Source organism: Schumannella sp. 10F1B-5-1, assembly GCF_006517535.1.
Taxonomy (GTDB): Bacteria; Actinomycetota; Actinomycetes; order Actinomycetales; family Microbacteriaceae; genus Schumannella.
Window position 1 is genome coordinate 219,609 of sequence record NZ_VHQH01000036.1, and the last position, 20,357, is coordinate 239,965.

General features: G+C 69.9%; 20 protein-coding genes. 12 read left to right on the top strand and 8 right to left on the bottom strand.

The genetic code is table 11. The annotated features are described in order from the left end of the window. Positions 1-45 precede the first annotated feature (45 nt). From FJ658_RS06675 to FJ658_RS06695, 5 genes are all read right to left on the bottom strand, one after another. The gene (locus FJ658_RS06675; RefSeq protein ID WP_141144586.1) at positions 46-1,071 is read right to left on the bottom strand and encodes a ketopantoate reductase family protein; all 1,026 of its coding nucleotides are present in this window, start codon (positions 1,069-1,071) and stop codon (positions 46-48) included. Positions 1,072-1,074: 3 nt separating this feature from the next. Then, complete coding sequence (locus FJ658_RS06680) at positions 1,075-1,377, bottom strand: Dabb family protein (RefSeq protein ID WP_181408349.1); 303 nt, start codon at positions 1,375-1,377, stop codon at positions 1,075-1,077. Positions 1,378-1,445: 68 nt separating this feature from the next. After that, complete coding sequence (locus FJ658_RS06685) at positions 1,446-2,132, bottom strand: GntR family transcriptional regulator (RefSeq protein ID WP_141144588.1); 687 nt, start codon at positions 2,130-2,132, stop codon at positions 1,446-1,448. 26 nt (positions 2,133-2,158) lie between these two features. Beyond that, positions 2,159-3,130 (bottom strand): NAD(P)-dependent oxidoreductase, encoded by a 972-nt coding sequence (locus FJ658_RS06690; protein WP_141144589.1) that lies wholly within the window; start codon positions 3,128-3,130, stop codon positions 2,159-2,161. Next, positions 3,127-3,651 (bottom strand): VOC family protein, encoded by a 525-nt coding sequence (locus FJ658_RS06695; RefSeq protein WP_141144590.1) that lies wholly within the window; start codon positions 3,649-3,651, stop codon positions 3,127-3,129. Before FJ658_RS06695 ends, FJ658_RS06690 begins: the two co-directional genes overlap by 4 nt. A gap of 149 nt (positions 3,652-3,800) precedes the next feature. Between FJ658_RS06695 and FJ658_RS06700 the strand changes: the two genes are divergently transcribed. Next, the gene (locus FJ658_RS06700) at positions 3,801-6,005 is read left to right on the top strand and encodes a thiamine pyrophosphate-dependent enzyme (protein ID WP_141144591.1); all 2,205 of its coding nucleotides are present in this window, start codon (positions 3,801-3,803) and stop codon (positions 6,003-6,005) included. After that, positions 6,005-7,366 (top strand): dihydrolipoamide acetyltransferase family protein, encoded by a 1,362-nt coding sequence (locus FJ658_RS06705; protein WP_141144592.1) that lies wholly within the window; start codon positions 6,005-6,007, stop codon positions 7,364-7,366. The genes FJ658_RS06700 and FJ658_RS06705 overlap by 1 nt, the downstream gene beginning before the upstream one ends. Positions 7,367-7,545: 179 nt before the next feature. Here the strand turns inward: FJ658_RS06705 and FJ658_RS06710 are convergent, their stop codons facing one another. After that, positions 7,546-8,928 (bottom strand): Xaa-Pro peptidase family protein, encoded by a 1,383-nt coding sequence (locus FJ658_RS06710; RefSeq protein WP_141144593.1) that lies wholly within the window; start codon positions 8,926-8,928, stop codon positions 7,546-7,548. Between the two features lie 81 nt (positions 8,929-9,009). Between FJ658_RS06710 and FJ658_RS06715 the strand changes: the two genes are divergently transcribed. The 6 genes from FJ658_RS06715 to FJ658_RS16975 all read left to right on the top strand — a co-directional run bounded on the left by FJ658_RS06715 (position 9,010) and on the right by FJ658_RS16975 (position 14,841). Continuing rightward, positions 9,010-9,852 (top strand): helix-turn-helix domain-containing protein, encoded by an 843-nt coding sequence (locus tag FJ658_RS06715; protein WP_219995725.1) that lies wholly within the window; start codon positions 9,010-9,012, stop codon positions 9,850-9,852. A 106-nt stretch (positions 9,853-9,958) separates the two neighbouring features. Then, positions 9,959-11,491 (top strand): sugar ABC transporter ATP-binding protein, encoded by a 1,533-nt coding sequence (locus FJ658_RS06720; protein WP_141144594.1) that lies wholly within the window; start codon positions 9,959-9,961, stop codon positions 11,489-11,491. Then, a complete protein-coding gene (locus FJ658_RS06725) occupies positions 11,488-12,519 on the top strand; it encodes an ABC transporter permease (RefSeq protein ID WP_141144595.1) in 1,032 nt (343 codons plus the stop codon). Before FJ658_RS06720 ends, FJ658_RS06725 begins: the two co-directional genes overlap by 4 nt. A gap of 47 nt (positions 12,520-12,566) precedes the next feature. Continuing rightward, complete coding sequence (locus FJ658_RS06730) at positions 12,567-13,568, top strand: sugar ABC transporter substrate-binding protein (RefSeq protein WP_141144596.1); 1,002 nt, start codon at positions 12,567-12,569, stop codon at positions 13,566-13,568. Between the two features lie 77 nt (positions 13,569-13,645). After that, a complete protein-coding gene (locus FJ658_RS06735; protein ID WP_141144597.1) occupies positions 13,646-14,632 on the top strand; it encodes an ABC transporter permease in 987 nt (328 codons plus the stop codon). 95 nt (positions 14,633-14,727) lie between these two features. Continuing rightward, the gene (locus FJ658_RS16975; RefSeq protein ID WP_219995726.1) at positions 14,728-14,841 is read left to right on the top strand and encodes a LysR family transcriptional regulator; all 114 of its coding nucleotides are present in this window, start codon (positions 14,728-14,730) and stop codon (positions 14,839-14,841) included. A 582-nt stretch (positions 14,842-15,423) separates the two neighbouring features. Here the strand turns inward: FJ658_RS16975 and FJ658_RS06750 are convergent. Beyond that, positions 15,424-16,014, bottom strand: coding sequence for a TetR family transcriptional regulator (locus FJ658_RS06750; protein WP_141144598.1), 591 nt, complete (start codon positions 16,012-16,014; stop codon positions 15,424-15,426). 71 nt (positions 16,015-16,085) lie between these two features. On the opposite strand from FJ658_RS06750, the gene FJ658_RS06755 reads away from it, so the two are divergent. The 4 genes from FJ658_RS06755 to FJ658_RS06770 all read left to right on the top strand — a co-directional run bounded on the left by FJ658_RS06755 (position 16,086) and on the right by FJ658_RS06770 (position 19,731). Then, positions 16,086-17,549, top strand: a complete 1,464-nt coding sequence (locus tag FJ658_RS06755) for an MFS transporter (RefSeq protein WP_141144599.1) — start codon at positions 16,086-16,088, stop codon at positions 17,547-17,549. Between the two features lie 67 nt (positions 17,550-17,616). Next, positions 17,617-18,576, top strand: a complete 960-nt coding sequence (locus FJ658_RS06760; protein ID WP_141144600.1) for a pirin family protein — start codon at positions 17,617-17,619, stop codon at positions 18,574-18,576. Positions 18,577-18,628: 52 nt separating this feature from the next. Then, positions 18,629-19,060 carry a VOC family protein gene (locus FJ658_RS06765; protein WP_141144601.1) on the top strand — a complete coding sequence of 144 codons (432 nt, stop codon included), beginning with the start codon at positions 18,629-18,631 and terminating at the stop codon, positions 19,058-19,060. Continuing rightward, positions 19,057-19,731 (top strand): hypothetical protein, encoded by a 675-nt coding sequence (locus tag FJ658_RS06770; protein ID WP_219995727.1) that lies wholly within the window; start codon positions 19,057-19,059, stop codon positions 19,729-19,731. The genes FJ658_RS06765 and FJ658_RS06770 overlap by 4 nt, the downstream gene beginning before the upstream one ends. Here FJ658_RS06770 and FJ658_RS06775 read toward each other — a convergent pair. Next, a complete protein-coding gene (locus FJ658_RS06775; protein ID WP_181408350.1) occupies positions 19,664-20,341 on the bottom strand; it encodes a response regulator transcription factor in 678 nt (225 codons plus the stop codon). The genes FJ658_RS06770 and FJ658_RS06775 overlap by 68 nt on opposite strands. Between the last annotated feature and the right edge of the window lie 16 nt (positions 20,342-20,357).

A 20,357-nucleotide genomic window follows, 5' to 3' on the forward strand; every position in this document is an offset into this window, starting at 1 on the left:
ATCGCTCCCCGGCTCTCTCGCTGTCCCGCGGGCGGGACGGAAGGGTCAGATACCCGTGATCAGGCGCTGGAGGTTGTCCGGCGAGCCGGCGATCTCACCCGATTCGATCAGGTGCGCGATCTCAACGGTGCGCTGGTTCGCGGGCGTCGGGACCCCGACCTGGGCTCCGATCTCGACGACATAGCCGTTGAGCTGGTCGACTTCGCCGCGGCGTCCCTTCTGCCAGTCCTGCAGCACGGTCGTCTTCGTCTTCGGCAGCGACCACTGCGTGTAGACGGCGTCGAGCATCGACTCGACGAAGCCGTCCGGGTTCGCCGGATCGACGTCGGTCAGCCCGAAGATCGGCACGACGGATCGACCGCTCGCCACCGCGACGTGGATGGCTTCCTTGCCGGTCTTCAGCATGAAGTCGTGCATGCCGGGGAGGCGTGCGGCCGACAGCAGCGGCAGGTCGACGATCGCGCTGGTGACGAGCTCGGCGGCGTTGACGACGAGCTTCATCCACTTGGCGCTGCGGATGTCGTCCACAGCCACGGCGGTGCCCGCGTGCCGCAGGATGTCGGTGATCTCGGTCTCGCGACCCACGGTCGCGTCGCTGAGGCTTCCGACGGCGAACCACGTGCCGGCGGGTCCGGTGTGGCGTTCGACGAGGCCGGGCTCCCACATGGCGGCGGCGATCTCGATGACCGCGCCGAGCGTGCGATGAGGTCCGAACACGTCGCTCATGATGTCGACGGTCATGCCGTTCTGCAGCCCGACCGCGATGCCGTCGGGCGCCAGGTAGGGCTCGATCAGCTGGCAGGCCCAGCGGGTGTCGTAGGCCTTCATGACGACGAGCACCACGTCGAAGCGCTCGCCGCGGAGGGTCGCGACATCGGAGAGGTTGAGCGCGCGGATGGGCGCGGTCGCTCGGGTTCCGTCGGGCAGATCGACCCGGATCCCGTGCTCGCGCAGCGCCGCGACGTTCTCGGGCCACTGCTCGATGATCGTGACGTCGTGGCCGGCGTCGACCAGGTCGCACGCGATTCCGGCGCCGTTCGCGCCGCTGCCCAGTATGGCGATGTGCGGCACGCCTCAGCTCCGGGCGTAGTCGACGACGGCGCGGGTGCGCACGAGCGGGTCGATCGCGGCGATTGCGGCCTGGTGCGCCGGGTGCGCCTGGTAGGCCTGCAGCGATTCGAGGTCGGGGTGCTCGGTGACGAGAACGAGCGGCCAGTGCGTTGGGATGCCTCCGATGTCGTCACCGAGCTCGAGCGAGAGCACGCCCGGAATGACTCCGGCGAGCGGCTCGAGCTGCCCGCGGATGGTGCTGACGGTCTCGGCGCGCGCGGTGGCGTCCTCGGCGACGAGATCGAAGGCGACGATGTGCCGGATCACGTGATCTCCTTTGATTGCCTGACGTGAACGCGTTCAGTATAGGTGAACAGCCTGGGCAGGGCATGGGCTCAGTCGAAGATGTGCGGGTGGCGCGCCAGCTCGAGGCGCGTGCGACGGATGTGACCGGCGAGCACGCGCTCCGCGTCGTCGGCGTCGCGGCTCTCGATCGCCCGCACCAGCATGTGATGCTCATCGTGCACGATCCGGTTGCTGTCGGCGTCGAGGCCCAGCGAGTAGAGCCGACGGTAGTGCTGAGTGCGATTCCAGAGGCGCTCCACGGTCTCGCCGAGCGTCAGGGTGCGGGCGCCCGAATAGGTCGCGAGGTGGAACCGGTGGTCGAGCTCGAGGAACTCCTCGACGGCGACTCCCGCCTCCATCCGCGCCGCGAGCGCACCCAGCTCGGCGATCGCGTCGTCGCTCAGGGCGGGGATGCTGTAGGTCAGCAGGAGCGGCTCGATGCGCTCGCGGATGCGGTAGAGCTCGTCGCATTCGTCGAGGTTCAGGCTCGACACCCAGGCGCCGGTGTTCGCCACCAGTCGCACCAGGCCCTCGGCCTCGAGCAGGCGCAGCGCCTCGCGCACCGGCAGTCGGCTCGCGCCGTGCTGCGCGGCGACGTCCTCCTGTCGGATGCGCGTGCCGGGCGGGTACTCGCCGTGCAGGATCGCCGTGCGCAGCGCTTCGGCGACGCGCTCGCTCGCTCCGCCATCGCGGGGGATCACGGCCGGCGCATCGGGCGCGGTCGGGGTCGAAGCCATGCGCACAGCCTCTCGCGCGGTCGGCGTCACGCGCTCGCGTCGGACGGAGCGGCGGGGCCGACGACGCCGTCGCGCGTGATCTCGGCCACCGCCGACCAGTCGAGCTCCGCCAGATCGGGTCGCGCGAGGGCGGCGTCGAAGATCTCGGCGAGCACGGGAGCGACGGCGAGGTCGACGCCGAGACCGGCCGCGGCGTCCTGCGCGAGACCGAGGTCCTTGCGACCGAGGCCCACGGTGAAGCCCGGGGGAGCATAGCGGCGCTCGGCGATCATCGGCCCGTAGCCGCCATAGGCGGAGCCGGTGAACGCGGCATCGGTGAGGATCTCGACGAACGCCGACGGGTCGACCCCGCCGCGCTCGACCAGGGTCACCGACTCGGCGATGGCCTGCAGTGCGTGAAGGAGGTTGTAGTTGACGCCGATCTTCACCAGGGCGGCGCGAGTCGGATCGTCACCGAGCACCCAGGTGCGCTTGCCGAGCAGATCGAGGACGGGCTGCGCGCGCTCGATCGCCGTGGCGGCGCCGGCGGCGACGATGTTGAGCTTCCCGGCTGCCGCGAGCGGCGAGCGGCCGAGCACGGGTGCGGAGACGAAATCGACACCGGATGCGGTGTGCAGCTCCGCCAGCCGCCGGCAGGCGTCGACGCTGAGCGTCGCCATCGCGATGTGCAGCGCGCGGCGACCCGTCGCGGAGCGGCCGGCCGAGGCGAGCAGATCGGCGTCGAACACGGCCTCGCTGGCGGCGTCGTTCGCGAGCATCGAGATGATCAGGTCGTGCCCCGTGGCGAGCTCCGCGGCCGAGCCGGCGAGCGCGGCTCCGCGCATGACGAGCGCGTCAGCGGCCGACGCGGTGCGGTTCCAGACCGTGACTCCGACGCCCTGGTCGAGCAGGCGTCGGGCCATCGCCGCGCCCATCTCGCCGAGTCCGATGATGCCGACCTTCATGCTGTGCTCCTTCGTCCCAATGATCGTCGCCGTGCCGTCGTCGACGGCGCTCATGCGTTCGGTCGCGCCGGATGCCAGAGCGTCCGCTCGGCATCCTTCTCGTAATCCTTGCCGTCAGGGAAGCTCACGAGCTCGAACTGCATGCCCCACGGGCTGAGGAAGTAGATCCAGCGTTGCCCGAGCGCGGCGCCGACGCTCGCGACGGGTTCGCCCATGACCCGGATGCCCTGCTCGCGCAGGTACGCGACCGCCGCATCCATGTCGTCGACGTAGAGGGCGAGGTGATGGCCGCCGATGTCGCTGTTGCGTGGTTGCGGCGCCTGGCCGTCGGCGGCGTCGTAGAGAAAGACCTCGTAGTTCGAGCCGTTCGCCATGCGGAAGAAGCGGATCTCGGTGATCTCGGAACGCGGATGCACGCCGATCTGCCGGGTCATCCAGTCGTCGTCGGCGCGCTTGGTCCCGAGGGTGTAGGCGCGCTCGCCGCCGAGCACGTCGACCAGGAATGCCTCGGCCTGGTCGAGGTCGGGAACGGTGAAACCGATGTGGTCGGTTCCGCGGAGTCCGGGAAGGGGCATATCGACCTCCTTGACGTATTTTGGATACATTACCGCGATGAGATGGGTTCGCCGACGCTAAAGACTCGTCTCGGTCTTGAGATTGGATGCAATCGCCCGTACAGTGACGACGCCGATGACCGTCGGCCCACACTCAACGGGGAGCAGCCATGCCACGCATCCGCCGACTCGAGACCGGCGTCGACTGGGTCGAGCTCACGACGACCGCCGCCGACTGGAAGGGCGCCGACCCGGTGCTGCTGCGGGGGATGCTCGCCGAGCTCCACCTGATCCGCGCCTTCGAGGAGACGGTCCTCGAACTCGCCGGCGAGGGGCTCGTGCACGGCCCCGCCCACTCGTCCATCGGCCAGGAGGGCGGAGCCGTCGGCTCGATCATCGCCCTGCGCTCCACCGACGCTGTCAACGGCTCGCACCGCGGCCACCACCAGTTCCTGGCGAAGGCGCTCACCCACGTCACCGGCGGTGAGTTCGACCTCGCGGCGCTCGTCGACGACACCACGCAGGGTGTGCTGCAGAAGACGCTCGCCGAGATCCTCGGCCTCGCCCAGGGCTACTGCCGCGGCCGCGGCGGCTCGATGCACCTGCAGTGGTTCGAGGCCGGAGCGCTCGGCACCAACGCGATCGTCGGGGGCGGCGCCGCGATGGCGGCCGGCAACGCCTGGGCGCAGCGCCACTCAGGCACGACCGACCTCACCATCAACTACTTCGGCGACGGCGCCGCGCAGATCGGCTCGGTGCTCGAGTCGATGAATCTCGCCGCGACGTGGAAGCTGCCCGTCTGCTTCTTCATCGAGAACAACATGTACGCCGTCTCGACCAGATCCGACGAGATCAGCGCCGACACGCGTTTCTCGGTGCGCGGCCAGGGCTTCGGCATCCCCTCCTGGCGCGTTGACGGCATGGACCCGCTCGCGGTGCACCTCGCCATGGAGCAGGCCGCCGAGCGGATGCGCTCGGGCGAGGGCCCCGCGGTCGTCGAAGTCGAGGTCTACCGCTTCTTCCACCAGAACGGCCCCTACCCGGGCAGCGCCTTCGGCTACCGCACGAAAGACGAGGAGGCGAGCTGGCGAGCTCGTGATCCCCTCGAGCGCGTCGCCGACGAGATGATCAAGCGCGGCCTCGTCGACGCCGCCACGGTCGCCTCGGTGCGACAGCAGGCCCAAACGGCGATGACCGCCGCCGTCGGCCAGTTGCTCGAAGCCGACCCCGAGAACGCGGGCAAGCGCCGCATCATCCCCGCGCTCTGGCCCGACCCCTCGTTCGTCGACGTGGGCGTGCGCGGCGACGCGAGCGAGCTCGACGCCCTCGCCGTCGCCGATCCCCTCGACCACACCGGCGCGTGGACCGACATCAAGTTCGTCGACGCGGTCGCGAAGACCATGGAGCGCCGGATGGACGAGGATGCGCGCATCGTCGTCATGGGGGAGGACGTGCACCGGCTCGGCGGCGGCACAAACGGCGCCACGAAGGGGCTCGCGACGCGCTTCGGCTCCGACCTGCTCGCCGAGGGCCGCGTACTCGGCACCCCGATCAGCGAGAACGCCTTCACCGGGCTCGCCGGCGGGCTTGCGCTCGATGGCCGCTTCCGTCCCGTGGTCGAGTTCATGTACCCCGACTTCATGTGGGTCGCCGCCGACCAGGTGTTCAATCAGGTCGGCAAGGCTCGCCACATGTTCGGCGGCGACAACCCGGTGCCGTTCGTGCTGCGCACCAAGGTCGCCATGGGATCGGGCTATGGCTCACAGCACCTCATGGACCCGGCGGGCCTGTTCGCGACCGCCCCGGGATGGCGCATCGTCGCCCCGTCGACGGCCGCCGACTACGTCGGCCTCATGAACGCGGCCCTCGCGCTCGAGGACCCGGTGCTCGTGATCGAGCATGTCGACCTCTACGCTCATGCCGACCGCGTCCCCGCCGACTCGCTCGACTACATCCTGCCGCCCGGCCGCGCCGCGGTGCGCCGCACTGGCGACGAGGTCACCGTCATCAGCTATCTCTCGATGGTCGGCCATGCGGCCGAAGCGATCGAGCAGACCGGCATCGACGCCGATCTCATCGACCTGCGCTGGCTCGACCGCGCTTCGCTCGACTGGGAGACCATCGAGACGAGTGTCAAGAAGACCGGCGCGGTGCTGATCGTCGAGCAGGGAGCCCAGGGAACGTCCTACGGCGGCTGGCTCGCCGACGAGATCCAGCGCCGCCTGTTCGACTGGCTCGACCAGCCCGTGCAGCGGGTGACCGGGAGCGGATCCAGCCCGAGCATCTCGAAGGTGCTCGAGCGAGCGGCCATCGCCCGCACCGAAGAGATCGTCGCCGGCCTCGGGGCCGTGCGCCGCGGAATGGGGATGTGCTGATGGCGAGCATCGTGCGCATGCCCTCGGCGCTCGCCGGCGTGACCGAAGCCGCGATCCAGAGCTGGCTCGTCGAGGTCGGCGACAGCGTCGAGGTCGGCATTCCGATCGCCGAGATCGAGACCGAGAAGGCCGTCATCGAGTACGAGGCGGAGGCCGCAGGGACGATCGGGCGGGTGCTCGCCAAGGCGGGCGCGACGCTGGTGGTGGGAGAGCCGATCGCCGTGCTGCTCGCGCCCGGCGAGAGCGACGACGCGATCGATGCGGTGCTCGCCGAGGTCGGCCACGCGTCGGCGGTGCCGGCGGTCGAGACCGAGCCTTCCGTCGGGGAGGCGGCTATCGCAGCGACCGTCGGCGGTTCGGAGGCTCCCGCCGCGACGACCCCCGCCGCGGCGACCGGCGAGTCCGGCGCCGAGGCAACCGCCGTGCCGACGCCGGTATCCGGAGCTCGCCGGTTCATCAGCCCGCTCGCGCGCCGTCTCGCCCGCCAGCGCGGCGTCGATCTCGGCGCAGTCGAGGGCACAGGACCCGGTGGGCGCATCACACGACGCGACGTCGATGCGGTGCCAGCGAACACCGAAGTCGGCGGCACCAACGTTCCTGACAGCGCTCCATCCGCTGCCGTGCCGACGTCCGACGCTGCTGCCGCAGCGCCGCCGCAGCGTTCGGCCGGCCCGCACGGCGCCGAGAGTGCCGAGATTCCGCACACCGGCATGCGCCGTGCGATCGCCCGGCGACTCACCGAGTCGAAGTCGACGGTTCCGCACTTCTACCTCGAAGCCGAGTGCCGTGTCGACGAGCTCATCGCGCTGCGCACGGGCGTCAACGAGGCGGCGGCGAAGCCGCTCTCGCTGAACGATTTCATCGTCAAGGCGGTCGCGCTCGCGCTCGTCGACGTGCCTGAGGCGAACGCCATCTGGGGCGAGGACGCCATCACGCGGTTCTCCGGCGTCGACCTGGCGATCGCGGTGTCGATCGACGGCGGGCTCGTCACCCCGGTCGTCCGCGGCGTCGAGCGGCTCACGTTGAGCGAGCTCAGCGCGAGCATCGCCGACCTCGCCGAGCGCGCTCGCGCGGGTCGCCTCAAGCAGCGCGAGCTCGACGGCGGATCGTTCTCGGTCTCGAACCTCGGCATGTTCGGCATCACCGCGTTCTCGGCGATCATCAACCCGCCGCACGCCGGGATCCTGGCTGTCGGCCGTGCCGTGCCGAAGCCGGTCGTGATCGACGGCGAGCTCGCCGTCGGCACGGTCATGACCGTCGCCCTCTCCGCCGACCACCGAGTGATCGACGGCGCCGTGGCGGCTCAGTGGCTCGGCGCGTTCCAGCGCCGCATCGAGAATCCGCTGTCGATCCTGATCTGACAGCGGTCCTCGGGGATGTCGGCGCCTGGTGGTGGTGCCGACATCCCCTGTGTCGCTCGGCCGTTCTGCCGCTCGGCCGTCCGCATCGGCGTCGCCTCCGACGACGAAGCGGGGATCCGCACCCGATGCGCATCCCCGCTTCTCCTGCCCGTGCGCCTCCCGAAGACGGGGCGTCTCTCTCAGGCCTCGCCGCGGCCCCAGCTGGTGTTGAGATGCGACTGCGAGTCGCGCTGCAGGTTCATCGGGCCGTCGATCGTGTAGTAGCGGCGACCGCCCGCGACCATGAGCTCTTCCGCCGGGAACTTGGTGATGACCTGGCAGCCGTCCTTAGTGACGACGATCTCCTCTTCGATCCTCGCGGCGCCCCAGCCATCGGCGGCGGGCCAGTAGGTCTCGAGAGCGAACACCATGCCCTCCTCCAGCACCTCGGGGTGGTCGAACGAGACCAGGCGGGAGAAGATCGGCTTCTCCCAGATCGAGAGTCCGACGCCGTGGCCGTACTGCAGCGCGAACGCGGCTTCCTCGTCGGGGAATCCGAACTCCTGGGCCTTGGGCCACACCGCGACGATGTCGGCGGTGGTGGCCCCCGGCTTCACCAGGGCGATCGCGCGATCCATGTACTCGCGAGCGCGCATGTAGGCGTCGCGCTGCGCGACGCTCGCCGAGCCGACCGCGAAGGTGCGGTAGTAGCAGGTGCGATAGCCGTTGAAGCTGTGCAGGATGTCGAAGAAAGCAGGATCACCAGGCCGGATGAGACGGTCGGAGTAGACGTGCGGGTGAGGGGAGCACCGCTCGCCCGAGATTGCGTTGACCCCCTCCACGTACTCGGAGCCGAGATCGTAGAGCGTCTTGGCGACGAGGCCGACGGTCTCGTTCTCGCGGATCCCCGGGCGCAGGAACTCGTAGAGGTTGTCATAGGCGGCGTCCACCATCGACGCGGCCTGGGTGAGCAGGGAGACTTCGTCGTCGGTCTTGATGCGCCGGGCTTCGAGGAACACCTGCTGTCCGTCGCGCACCGTGATTCCGGCCTCCTGCAGGGCGAAGAGGATCGGCAGCTCGATGACGTCGACGCCCAGCGGCTCGTTCTGCAGCCCGAGGATCTCCAGCTCGCGCCTGACCTTGACGGCCAGCTCCCTGGCGATGTTCGCATCCGGGTGGAAGGCGCCGCGCAGAACCGAGATGCCCGCGCGGGCGCCCGAGACCTCGCGCGGCTTGACGGCGCCGTGGTGGGCGGCGTGCGGGTCGCTGTCGAGTTCGGCGCTGGTCTCGTTGAGCCACGGGTTGTGCAGCTGGTGATGCTTCGCTGCCGAGCCGAAGTCCCACGAGATCGGGTCTCCGGTGCGGGCGAGCAGGGCGAAGCGGATCATCTTGTCCATCGCCCAGGTGCCGATGTGGGTCGAGGTCATGTAACGGATGTTCGCGAAGTCAAAGGCGAGCACCGCGCCGAGATCGGAGGCGTCGAGCTGAGCCCGCAGTCGCGCGACCCGCTCACGCCGAAGGCGCTCGAAGTCGACTCTCTGCTCCCAGTCGACGGCCATGGTGCCGGAGGTGGCGGTGCCCATGATGTGGTTCCTCTCGCTCGAACGACTCTGTTCTGACGCGTCGCGATGTTCAGCGACACTAAACGGAGCCAGTGTAAACACATGTTCGGCCTGGATGAACACTTCGGGCTGAGCTCGGCCAGCCGTGCACTAGTCTGGCGCCACCGGATCAGGGGAGATCCTCGCGTTTCCGGTGTCGACCGGCGAGGAGAGAGAATGCGAGCGGATCTGGGTGCGCGGCTGCGGGCGGCGCGCGAGGCGAAGGGTCTCAGCCTGCGCAAGGTCGCTGTCGAGCTCGGCGTCTCGCCCAGCCTGCTGTCACAGGTCGAGACCGGCAAGACGCAGCCGTCGGTCAGCACCCTGTATGCGCTGGTGAACCATCTCGGGGCCTCGCTCGACGACCTCCTCGGCACGGCGGCGATGCTCGGCTCCGGCGATCCGGAATGTGACGACCGTCCCGAAGACCTCCCCTCGGACGATGTCGTGCAGCGTGCCGCCGACAATCCGATCATCGACATGGAGAACGGCGTGCGCTGGGAGCGCCTTGCCGTAGGACCGGGAAACCTGGTCGATCCGCTCGTCGTGACCTATCGCCCCGGGGGCAGCAGCTCGGTCGACGGGCATCTGATGCGGCACTCCGGCATCGAGTACGGCTACCTGCTCGAGGGCGAACTCATCCTCCAGCTCGATTTCGATCGCCACACGATCCGCGCCGGAGACTCGTTCTGCTTCGACTCGATCCGGCCGCACCTGTACTCGAATGAGAGCGGCGCGCCCGCCCGCGGGCTGTGGTTCGTCGTCGGGCGGCGGGACTTCACGCCGCCCGATGCGGCCGATTCTGCCTCGCCGGAGGCGGTCGTTCGCGGCGGGATCGGCAACGCCATCGACGTGCTCAATGCGCTGCAGGGCATGAATCGTGGCGCTTCCGCCGCGGAGCTCGACTGAGCGCCACTCGACGGTTTGCTCGCATCGAACACTCGCGTTGCCGAGCGTGTAGTCCTGCTGTACAGTCGCTCCATCGACTACGCCGAGGTATCGATTGGAGACCGACATGACGACGCACGACGTCGCATCCGAACCCCTGCTCAGTCTGCGCGGCGTGAGCAAGTCGTTCGATGGAACGCCGGTTCTCAAGAACCTCGACCTCGACGTCCACGCCGGCCAGACCCTGATCCTGCTGGGAGAGAACGGCGCCGGGAAATCGACGCTGAAGAACATCCTCTGCGGGCTCGTCAGCTCCGACTCCGGAGAGATCGTGTTCGGCGGCGAGACCCAGTCCCGCTGGAGCGGCGCCCGAGCCTCCGAGCTCGGCCTCGGCGCCATCCACCAGGAACTCAGCCTCTTCCCGAACATGTCTGTCGCTGAGAACGTCAACATCCACCACCTCGGCACGCGTGGACCGTTCGTCAGCATGACCGCCCTCGAGCGTCGCACCGACGCGCTCTTCCGTGATCTGCTGGGAATCGACCTCGACAGCTCCCGCCTCGTCGGCGAGCTGCCGCTCGGTCAGCGTCAGCTCGTCGAGATCGTGAAGGCGATCCAGGTCTCCTCCAGCGTCCTCGTACTCGACGAGCCCACGACGTCGCTCAGCCTCGACGAGCGTCAGCAGCTCTTCGCTGTCATGCGCCGACTGCGGGAGAAGGGGTACGCCCTCATCCACGTCACCCACTTCCTCGAAGAAGTCGAGGCGGTCGGCGACCGGGTCGCGATCATGCGCGACGGGGCCATCGTCGCCCTCGCGGAGAAGGGCGAGCTGTCGACGCACCAGATCGAGGAGGCCATGGTCGGCCGCGAGCTGGCTGAGGTCACCCGCGACGCCAGCCGTGTCACCGCCGACAGCCCCGTCGTGCTCGAGGTGCGCGACCTGCGCGAGGATCAGCTTCTCGACGGCGTCTCCTTCTCGGTGCGTGCCGGCGAGATCGTCGGCATCGCCGGGCTCACCGGGGCCGGCCGCAGCGAGCTCATGCAGTCGATCGTCGGTGTTCGCGCCGCCGAGGGGGAAGTCATCCTCGAAGACGGACCCTTCGAGCGCCGCTCCATCCCCACCGCCAAGAAGCGTGGACTGGTGCTCGTCTCCGAGGATCGTCGCGACGAGCAGGCTTTTCTCGAGCGGCCCGTGCGCGAGAACATCACCTCGCAGCTGATGGATCGCTTCACCACCGGATGGGGGTGGATCCAGTCGCGCGTCGAGAACGAGATCGCGTCGCGTCTGGTCAAGGACTTCGACGTCAAGACCGCGGGCACCGAGGCCGATCTGGGATCCCTGTCCGGCGGCAACCAGCAGAAGGCGATCCTGGCGCGCTGGCTCAGCGTCGGCCCCAAGGTCTGCCTCCTCGACGAACCCACCAAGGGCATCGACGTTGGGGCGAAGGCTCAGGTGCAGCACACCGTGTTCGGTCTCGCCGAACAGGGCGTCGGCGTCGTGGTGGTTTCCAGCGACCTGCCGGAGCTGTTCACGATGAGCGATCGCATCCTCGTCATGAAGCAGGGGCGGATCTCCGCCGAACTCGCGCGCGCCGACTTCGACGCCACCGCGATCCTTCGCGCCGCCTCCAGCTCCGTCGAAACGGAGGGAACCCGATGACCGAGGTCTCCTCGCGCCGCCGCGTGCGCGTGCCCGTTCAATCGCTCGTCCTGCTCGGCGTGATCGTGGTCGCCTCGCTCGTGTTCTTCGTGCTCTCGCCGAGCTTTCTCAGCGTCGGCAACGTCGGCAACGTGCTGCTGCAGGCGGCACCCACCGTCGTCGCCGCGGTCGGCATGACCTTCGTCATCATGACCGGCGGCATCGACCTCTCGGTCGGCTCGCTCATCAATCTCGCGATGGTCGCGGCGATCGCCGCCTCGGGCGTCACCTCGGCATCGTCGGGCGACTCCTCAGGGTGGACCTACGTGGTCGCGATCGCCGTCGCGCTCGCCTGCGGCCTGTTCAACGGTCTTGCGATCAACCTGCTCAAGGTGCACCCGCTGCTCGTCACCCTCGGGACGCTCACGCTCTATCGCGGCATCGCCCTGCACATCACGGGTGCGGGCGACCGCGCGGCCGCCGGCCCGATCACCGCCTTGGGCCGTGGCGACATCGGCGGCATCGCAGTGCCGATCATCGTCGCGATCGTCGTCGTGCTGCTCGGATCCTTCGTGATGCGCTCGACGGTGTTCGGCCGCCAGGTCGTCGCGCTCGGCGGATCTGAGCGATCCGCTCGCGAGACCGGGCTCCCGGTCCGACGGCTCCGGATCGCCGTCTACGTGATCTCGGCGCTCTGCGCGGTCATCTCCGGCATCCTGACCGTCGGCCAGATCGGAACACTTCAGGTCTCTCTCGGCGTGAACTACGAGTTCACTGTCATCACCGCGGTGATCGTCGGAGGGACCAGCCTCTTCGGGGGGAAGGGCTCGATCGTCGGCACCGCGCTCGGGGCTCTGCTGCTGACGGTGATCGTCAACGGGCTCAACAGCATCGACGCATCCATCTACGTGTACGACGTCGTTCGCGGCCTCGTGCTCGTCGCCGCGGTGCTCGCCGACTCGCTCACCACTCGACGTCTGTCGCTGCGCCGACGCGGCCGACAGAAGCAGATCCTTGCCGAAGCCACCTCGGCGGGAGCACACGCCTGAGCCACCGGCCGCGGCGATCACACAGTACGCAACGAAGGGTATTGATCATGGGCAAGACCAGAATGACGGCGTTCGCCGTCGGCGCCGTGGTCGTCATGGCGGGCGCGCTCGCCGGATGCAGCTCGGAGGTGCCAGGCACCTCGTCCGGCTCGGCCAGCGGTGACGACATCACGATCGGCGTCTCGTTCGACAACATGACCGCGTTCCGCGAGGGCGAGAAGGCCGCACTCGACAAGGCTGCGAAAGAGCTCGGCGTGAAGCTGAAGTACCAGGTCGCGCAGCTCGACGCGCAGACCCAGTCGACGCAGATCCAGACCCTCATCTCTCAGGGCGCCAGGGCGATCGTCGCGATCCCGAGCGACATCGAGGCCATCAAGGCCGACATCGACTCGGCTCAGGCCGACGGTGTGCCGATCGTCACGCTGGACCAGGCCCCGTCCGAGACTTCCTGGGTCAGCTACCACGTCGGCGGCGACCCCCACGCCGACGGCCTGGCCGCGGGCAAGAAGTTTGTCGAGCTCGCCGCAGGCAAGCCGTACAAGCTTCTCGAGCTGCAGGGCGCGCTGAACAACGACAACGGCATCCGCCGGTCGTCGGGTCTGCACGAGGGGATCAAGGACGCGCCGAACATCACGATCGTGTCGTCGATCCCCACCGACTGGAAGCCGGAGCCCGCGCTCACCGGCATCCAGAACACGCTGCAGAAGTACCCCGACCTCGACGGCATCTTCATCCCCACCGACGGTCAGATCCCGCCGGCGTACTCCGCGCTGAAGGCCGCCAACCGCTTCGTGCCCGCCGGTCAGGAGGGGCACGTCGACATCGTCGCGATCGACGGCGACTCGAACGGCTGCAAGGCCGTCAAGGACGGGTACGTCGACATGGACATCGCCACACCGATTCCGGCGATGACCAAGAACGCTCTCGAGGCCGCCATCGCTGCGGCGAAGGGCAAGCCCAAGAACAAGGCCGAGTTCCTGCCCGGCACCCCCTACACGCCCGCTGACGTCGACAAGCTCGCGTCGCAGGTGTGGGGTTGCGCGAGTTAGAGCCCTCGTGCGGTGGCCGGGCACGCCCGGCCACCGCATTCCTCTCACCGACTCCACCACCTCGAGGAGACACGATCATGGTCCGTCGACCGTTCACCGGAATCCTGCGCACGGCGCCGATGGTGCCGGTTCTCGTCATCGCGGTGATCGCGTTCGCGCTGCTCGCGGACGGGTTCACGAGCCCGACGAACCTCTACAACATCCTGCGCGACAGCTCGGTCCTCATGGTCGCCGCCACCGGCACCACTCTCGTGTTCCTCATCGGCGGCCTCGACCTCTCGGTGGGATCGGTCGTCGCCGGCTCGGCGGTCGGCGCCGCGATCGCGATGAGCACCACCCGCAGCGTGCTGTTCGGCGTCGTGGTGGGGGTCGTGATCGGCATCGTGATCGGAGTGCTCAACGGGCTGCTCATCGGCTACGCCAAGCTCGTTCCCTTTGTGCTCACTCTCGGCATGCTCCTCGTCGTGCGCGCGGTGGCCTACCTCGCCGCGGCTGTCGCCGCCGGTGCTGGCGGAACCGCCGCCGCCGTGGGAGACCTGCCCGAGTCGGCCACTCTCTTCGGCCGCGGCTTCATCGCCGCCGTGCCGAATCTCTTCGTCCTCGCGATCGTCGTGGTCGCCGTCACCGCCGTACTGCTGGCGAAGACCCGCTACGGGCGCTACGTGCGGCTGGTGGGGCAGAACGAGACGGCTGCACGCTTCAACGGCGTGAACGTGCCTTTCATCAAGCTCGTCACCTACACGATCGCCGGACTGCTCAGTGGAATCGCCGGGGTGATGCTCTCGATGCGGCTCGGATCAGGCAACCCCGCTTCGGGAGACGACCTGCTGTTGCGCGCCATCACCGCCGCGATCATCGGAGGCACCGCTCTCGCCGGCGGACACGGCGGCGTCGTGCGCACGGTCTTCGGAGCACTCGTCATCATCGCGCTCAGCAGCGGCCTCAGCCTCATGGGATTCCAGTTCTGGGACCAGTCGATCGTGCTCGGCATCGTCATCCTCCTCGGCACTCAGCTCACGCGCCGATGGACGCGGGGGAGCCGAGCTGCCGTTCGCGCGATCTGACGTCGGCATTCACGGCGTCTCCGCACGGACGGTGAATCGGACCGCGCGCATTGATCGTCTGAGACGATAGAGACGGTGACGGTCGACAGCTGCAGGTGTTCGCCGAGGTCGCTCGTCTCGGGAGCTTCACCGCGGCAGAGCGAGAGCTTCAGGTAGTCCAGTCGGCGGCGTCGGCGACCATGGCGGCGTTGGAGACCGAGCTGGGGTGAGAGTCTCTTCGAGCGGACCACGCGGCGAGCGTCGCTTACGGCCGCGGGCGAGGCGCTGCTGCCGTGGGCGCGCCGCTCGGCCGAGGCCATCCAAGGTGGCGCGGATGCGGTCAGCAGCGCCGCCGGGGAAGTGTCCGGTCGAGCACGACTCGGCGTCGCCGTCGGCGACGATCTCCCGAGCATCCCGGCGTCGTCGGGGGCGTTCCGGGTCGCGAATCCGGGCGTAGCCGCCGCTCGAGTCATTCACCGTCTATCGAGCCAGGAACGAGTGGTCGGGTCTGATGATGTCGAACGGTCGGCTCTCGGGTGCGCCGCATCGTCTCGAGCAGACGGAAGACCTTCCTCTTTCCTGCCACTGGCGGTGTCGGATGCAGTCGGATCGAGTCGGATCTCCGGCCTGCAAACCCTGGAGAACAGAGGCGACGATCCCCGCTGGAGCGTCTCGTTCGCAATGAGAAGGTCGGGGGTTCGAATCCCCCTGGGTCCACCGGAGAACGACACGAAAGCCCCGCTCAGGCGGGGCTTTCGTCGTTTCGGGGATCGCGCCGGACACCCCCCGTGGCGCTCGCGGTCGCCGGCGCCTCAGGCCAGGCGCACCTCGCTCGCGCGGGCGATGAGGTCGAAGGCGCGATCGAGGCAGTCGCCGAGGTCGGCCGATTCGTCGGCGACCCAGAGCGCCCAGCCGAGCTCGCTCGCGGCCATCGACGCGGAGGCGACGGCCTGCGCCTCGACGGGGGAGCCGATCAGCTCGGCGAGGGCGTCGTCGAGCTGCTTGCGCTGCTCGGCGCGGTCGAAGGCGAGTCGGCGGCGCAGGGATGCGGTGGCCGAGATCATGCGGATGTGCGCGCGCAGCGACTCCGGGCGTTCGCGTGCGAGCGCGGCGGTGGTCTCGAGGGCGGCGCGCACGGCATCCATCGCACTCGCGCCAGGGGAGCGGGGGGCGTCGCGCAGGGCCTGGATGAGGGTGCCGCGACCGGTGCGGGTGGAGGTGACGACCGCATCCTCTTTCGACTCGAAGTAGCGGAAGAACGTCGCGCGCGAGATGCCGATGTGCTGCGCGATCTCCTCGACGGTGACGGCGTCGAAGCCGCGCTCGGCGCAGAAGTCGGCCGCGGCGTCGGCCAGCTGCGCTCGCAGGATCTCGCGACTCCGGTCTCTCAGCAGCTCCGCCATGCGACCGAGTCTACAAGATGATACGGTGACGCGGTACTGAGACGCCGTCTCACACGAGAGGATCCCCGATCATGACTGCCCCATCGTCATCCGACACGACGTCTGCCGCGCCATCCAGCCGGCCCGCCCGCGCCAGGCACCCGAACCTCGTCGTCGCCGTGCTGGCTCTGGCCGGCATGGGGGCCTCGTTCATGCAGACGATCCTCATCCCGATCCAGCCCGAGCTGCCGCGTCTGCTGAACGCCTCGAGCGACGACACGGCGTGGGTCATCACGGCGACGCTCGTCGCCGCGGCGGTCTGCACGCCCGTCGCCGGACGCCTCGGCGACATGTTCGGCAAGCGCCGCGTCGCCATGGCGCTGCTCATCGTGCAGGCGGCCGGCGCCATCCTCGCCGCGCTCTCGAACGCGCTGCTGCCGATGATCATCGCGCGCGTGTTGCAGGGCATGGCGGCCGGCGTGATCCCGCTCGGCATCTCGCTGCTGCGCGACACGGTGCCGCCGAAGAAGCTCGGCTCGTCGATCGCCCTCGTCAGCGCGACGCTCGGCGTCGGCGGCGCGCTCGGCCTGCCGCTCAGCGCCGTCGTCGCCGAGAATCTCGACTGGCACGTCCTGTTCTGGGTCGCGGCCGGCATCGCCCTGCTGTGCGTGCTGCTCTATGCGGTGATCGTGCCGTCGACGGGGATGCGCAGCCCCGGTCGCATCGACATCGCGGGCATCGTCGGCCTCGCGCTCGGTCTCGTGGGCGTGCTCGTCGCCGTCTCGCGCGGCGGCGACTGGGGCTGGGGCGACCCGCGCACCCTCGCGCTGCTGATCGGCGGCGTGGTCGTGCTCGTCATCTGGGGCGTCGTCGAGCTGCGCGTGCGCGAGCCGCTCGTCGACCTGCGCGTGAGCGTGCGCGGACCCGTGCTGCTCACGAACCTCGCCTCCGTCGCGATGGGCTTCGCGCTGTTCTCGTCGAACATCGTCTTTCCGCAGCTGCTCGAGCTGCCGGCGGCGACCGGCATCGGACTGGGGCTGACGCTCACGGTCGCGGCGCTCATCCTGGCCCCGTCGGGTCTCGCGATGATGGCGATGTCGCCCGTCGCCGGCCGGCTCGAGCGTCGCCACGGGCCGAAGCCGCTGCTGATCGCGGGTGCCGCCGTGATCGCGATCGCGTATGGCGGGGCGCTGCTGTTCCACGCCGAGTGGTGGCAGATCCTGGTGCTCAACATCCTGCTCGGCGTGGGCATCGGCCTCGGCTACGCGGCCATGCCGACGCTCATCATGCAGGCGGTGCCGGCGCACGAGACCGGCGCGGCCAACGGACTCAACGCGCTCATGCGCTCGCTCGGCACGAGCGTCGCCTCGGCGGTCGTCGGCGCGATCCTGGCGCAGTCGATGACCACGGTGAACGGCGTTCCCGGCCCGAGCGAGGGCGGCTTCCTGCTGGCCCTCACACTGGGACTCGGCGCGGCGGTCGTGTGTCTCGTGATCGCGGCGTTCATCCCGCGCCCGAAGAAGCTCGACACGGGAGCGATCGAGCTCGCGGAGTAGCGGCGGGCACGGCCGGCGGCCTGCCGGATTCCCGGCGGCACCTCGCCCCGCGCTCTACGATCCGAGGATGAGCAACCTCGAGCACGAGCCCGGCGAGGTGCTGCTGGCGAGCCCGCCGGCGAGCGGCATCGAGATCCTGGAGCCGCGGGAGGTGCCGCTCGGCGGACCCCGCGCGATGCTCGTGCACCGCACCCTGCCGCAGCGGGCGCGCAGCCTGATCGGCGCGTGGTGCTTCGTCGACCACTACGGGCCGGCGGACCTGGCCGAGACCGCGGGCATGGTCGTGCCGCCGCACCCGCACATCGGGCTGCAGACCGTGAGCTGGCTGTTCGAGGGCGAGATCGAGCACCGCGACTCGGTCGGCTCGCGGGCCACCGTGACGCCGGGCACGCTCAACCTGATGACGGCGGGGCGCGGCATCCAGCACTCCGAGTACTCCACGGCGTCGACGCGGATGCTGCACGGCGTGCAGCTGTGGGTCGCGCTGCCCGGCGGGGAGCGCCGTCGAGAGCCCGCGTTCGCGGCGACGGAGGCGGTCGCGTTCGAGATCGGGGAGGCGCGCATCCAGCTGTTCATCGGCGAGCTGGCGGACCGCAGTGCCGCCGCCGCGGTGCTCTCGCCGCTGCTCGGGGCCGAGGTGCGGATCGCACCCGGAGCCCGGGTGAGTCTGCCCGTCACGGCGTCGTTCGAGCACGGCGTGCTGGTCGATCAGGGCGCGGTGACCGTGGATGGCGTCGAGGTCGCGCCGACGCAGCTGGCGTACCGCGCGCCCGGGTCCGGGAGCATCGAGCTCGCGGCCGGGGCGGAGGGCGCACGACTGCTGCTGCTCGGCGGCGAGCCCTTCGGCGAGCAGCTCGTGATGTGGTGGAACTTCGTCGGCCGCGATCACGACGAGATCGCGCAGGCCCGCGCCGACTGGCAGCAGCGCCTCGGGGGAGCCGACACGCGCTTCGACGCGATCGACGACGACCGCGCCCCGCTGCCGGCGCCCGAGCTGCCGCCGGTGCGGCTGCGCCCGCGCGACTGAGCAGAGCCTGACGACGCGGGTGCTCGCGCCGGCCCCGCCCTAGCGTGGAGGCATGGTCGCCCGCATCAGCAACGTGACGTTCCACGCCGAGAACCCGACCGAGCTGGCCCGCTTCTGGGCGGCCGCGATGGGATACCCCAAGCCGACCGGCTGGCCGGCGGACGAGGTCGCCGAGCTGCGCGCCGCCGGGTTGAGCGACGACGACATCGCGGCGCGGGCCGAGGCCTGGGACCAGGATCCGGCGCACCAGCGCTTCTACTTCACCCGCTATCGGCACGAGCGCCGCCAGCGGAATCGGATGCACATCGACGTCACGCCCTTCGACGACCGGCGCGCATCCCGGGCCGAGCTCGAGGTCGAGCGCGACCGGCTCATCGCCCTCGGCGCGACGCTCGAGAAGGAGCTCACCGAGCCGTGGGGGCCCTACGAGGAGTACGCGATCATGATGCGCGACCCCGAGGGCAACGAGTTCTGCCTGCAGTGACGAGGGAGCGGCGCCGTGACGTCGGCGGCGACGTGCGCTTCCACGGCCGCATCGCCGGCTTCGGCGCGGCGTCGGGCACCCGGCTCGTCGTCGGGCACTGGGCGCGGTCGCCCTTCGGCGCGGTGACCGACGTGATGGTCGAGAACGCCGACGGGCACCGGATGCTGTTCGCCCCGCATCCCGCGCTCGCCGACTTCGTGGCGCAGACGTATCGCTTCGATGAGGTCGTGGTCGCGCCGCTGGACGTCGATCGCGAGGGCCGCACACTCGCGCTGCGCTCGCCGCGGCTCGAGCTGTCGTTTGCGGTCGGGCGGCGCACCCCTCTCGGCCGGCTGCTGCGACTCGTCCCAAGGCCGCTCGCGGTCGATCCACGCTGGCTGGCGGCGATCGACCCCGTCGCGCGCCGCCTTGCACCGGGTTCGGGCACCGCCGGGTCCGCGGGCGGCGGCGCGCGGGAGTTCTACGGCGTCACCGACGCCTGGCGCCTCGACGCCGCCGCGGCGCGACTCGACGGCGTCGGTCTGGGGGCGATGGCGCCGGTCGATCCGCCGGTCGGGTTCGGCTTCGCCTCGCCGCCGCGGACCCCGTCGATGGTCGCCGTCGTCACGACGATCCGGCGAGCATCCAGCCGCGCTCGTCGACCAGCACGATCGGATCGCCGAGCTCGTTGACCGCGCGACCGGCCCGGCCGATCAGCTCGGGCGCGAGCGCGGCGGGCACGTGCACGTCGTGCGCGCGGGCGGCCGCGACGAGCTCGCCCGAGTCGAGCGTCTCGCCGTGACGCTCGGCGAGCTCGCGCAGCAGGGCGAACTGCAGCGGATCGAGGTCGAGCAGGGTGTCGCCGCGCCAGGCGAAGCCGTCGCGGATGTCGAGCACGAGGTCGTCGACCCGCAGGCTGCCGGCGGTGAGTCCGCGGCGCCGGGCGGCTCCGGCGACACAGGTCACGACCTCCTCGACGCCGAAGGGCTTCGTCACGTAGTCGTCGGCGCCGGCCGTGAACGCCGCCATGCGGTCGTCGAGCTCGGCCCTCCCGGTCAGGAAGATGACATGGGCTCGGCTGCCGGCCGCGCGCATCCCGGCGACCACCTCGGTGCCGAGGCGGTCGGGCAGCATCATGTCGAGCAGCACCACGTCGGCGTCGACGGCCAGCGGGATCGCGGCCTCGCCGGACGCCGCGGTCGTCACGCGCCAGCCCTCCAGCTCGAGCGCGATGCGCAGCACGTGGGTGATCGGCTCCTCCTCGTCGACGATGAGGATGCGGAGCGCGGGGTCGGATTCCATGCCCCCCACTCTTCGC

Excerpts from the sequence above, each read along its gene's own strand:
- FJ658_RS06685 (WP_141144588.1), bottom strand. The coding sequence starts at position 2,132 with ATGGCTTCGACCCCGACCGCGCCCGATGCGCCGGCCGTGATCCCCCGC.
- FJ658_RS06690 (WP_141144589.1), bottom strand. The coding sequence starts at position 3,130 with ATGAGCGCCGTCGACGACGGCACGGCGACGATCATTGGGACGAAGGAG.
- FJ658_RS06695 (WP_141144590.1), bottom strand. The coding sequence starts at position 3,651 with ATGCCCCTTCCCGGACTCCGCGGAACCGACCACATCGGTTTCACCGTT.
- FJ658_RS06700 (WP_141144591.1), top strand. The coding sequence starts at position 3,801 with ATGCCACGCATCCGCCGACTCGAGACCGGCGTCGACTGGGTCGAGCTC.
- FJ658_RS06705 (WP_141144592.1), top strand. The coding sequence starts at position 6,005 with ATGGCGAGCATCGTGCGCATGCCCTCGGCGCTCGCCGGCGTGACCGAA.
- FJ658_RS06710 (WP_141144593.1), bottom strand. The coding sequence starts at position 8,928 with ATGGGCACCGCCACCTCCGGCACCATGGCCGTCGACTGGGAGCAGAGA.
- FJ658_RS06715 (WP_219995725.1), top strand. The coding sequence starts at position 9,010 with ATGTTCGGCCTGGATGAACACTTCGGGCTGAGCTCGGCCAGCCGTGCA.
- FJ658_RS06720 (WP_141144594.1), top strand. The coding sequence starts at position 9,959 with ATGACGACGCACGACGTCGCATCCGAACCCCTGCTCAGTCTGCGCGGC.
- FJ658_RS06725 (WP_141144595.1), top strand. The coding sequence starts at position 11,488 with ATGACCGAGGTCTCCTCGCGCCGCCGCGTGCGCGTGCCCGTTCAATCG.
- FJ658_RS06730 (WP_141144596.1), top strand. The coding sequence starts at position 12,567 with ATGGGCAAGACCAGAATGACGGCGTTCGCCGTCGGCGCCGTGGTCGTC.
- FJ658_RS06735 (WP_141144597.1), top strand. The coding sequence starts at position 13,646 with ATGGTCCGTCGACCGTTCACCGGAATCCTGCGCACGGCGCCGATGGTG.
- FJ658_RS06750 (WP_141144598.1), bottom strand. The coding sequence starts at position 16,014 with ATGGCGGAGCTGCTGAGAGACCGGAGTCGCGAGATCCTGCGAGCGCAG.
- FJ658_RS06755 (WP_141144599.1), top strand. The coding sequence starts at position 16,086 with ATGACTGCCCCATCGTCATCCGACACGACGTCTGCCGCGCCATCCAGC.
- FJ658_RS06760 (WP_141144600.1), top strand. The coding sequence starts at position 17,617 with ATGAGCAACCTCGAGCACGAGCCCGGCGAGGTGCTGCTGGCGAGCCCG.
- FJ658_RS06765 (WP_141144601.1), top strand. The coding sequence starts at position 18,629 with ATGGTCGCCCGCATCAGCAACGTGACGTTCCACGCCGAGAACCCGACC.
- FJ658_RS06775 (WP_181408350.1), bottom strand. The coding sequence starts at position 20,341 with ATGGAATCCGACCCCGCGCTCCGCATCCTCATCGTCGACGAGGAGGAG.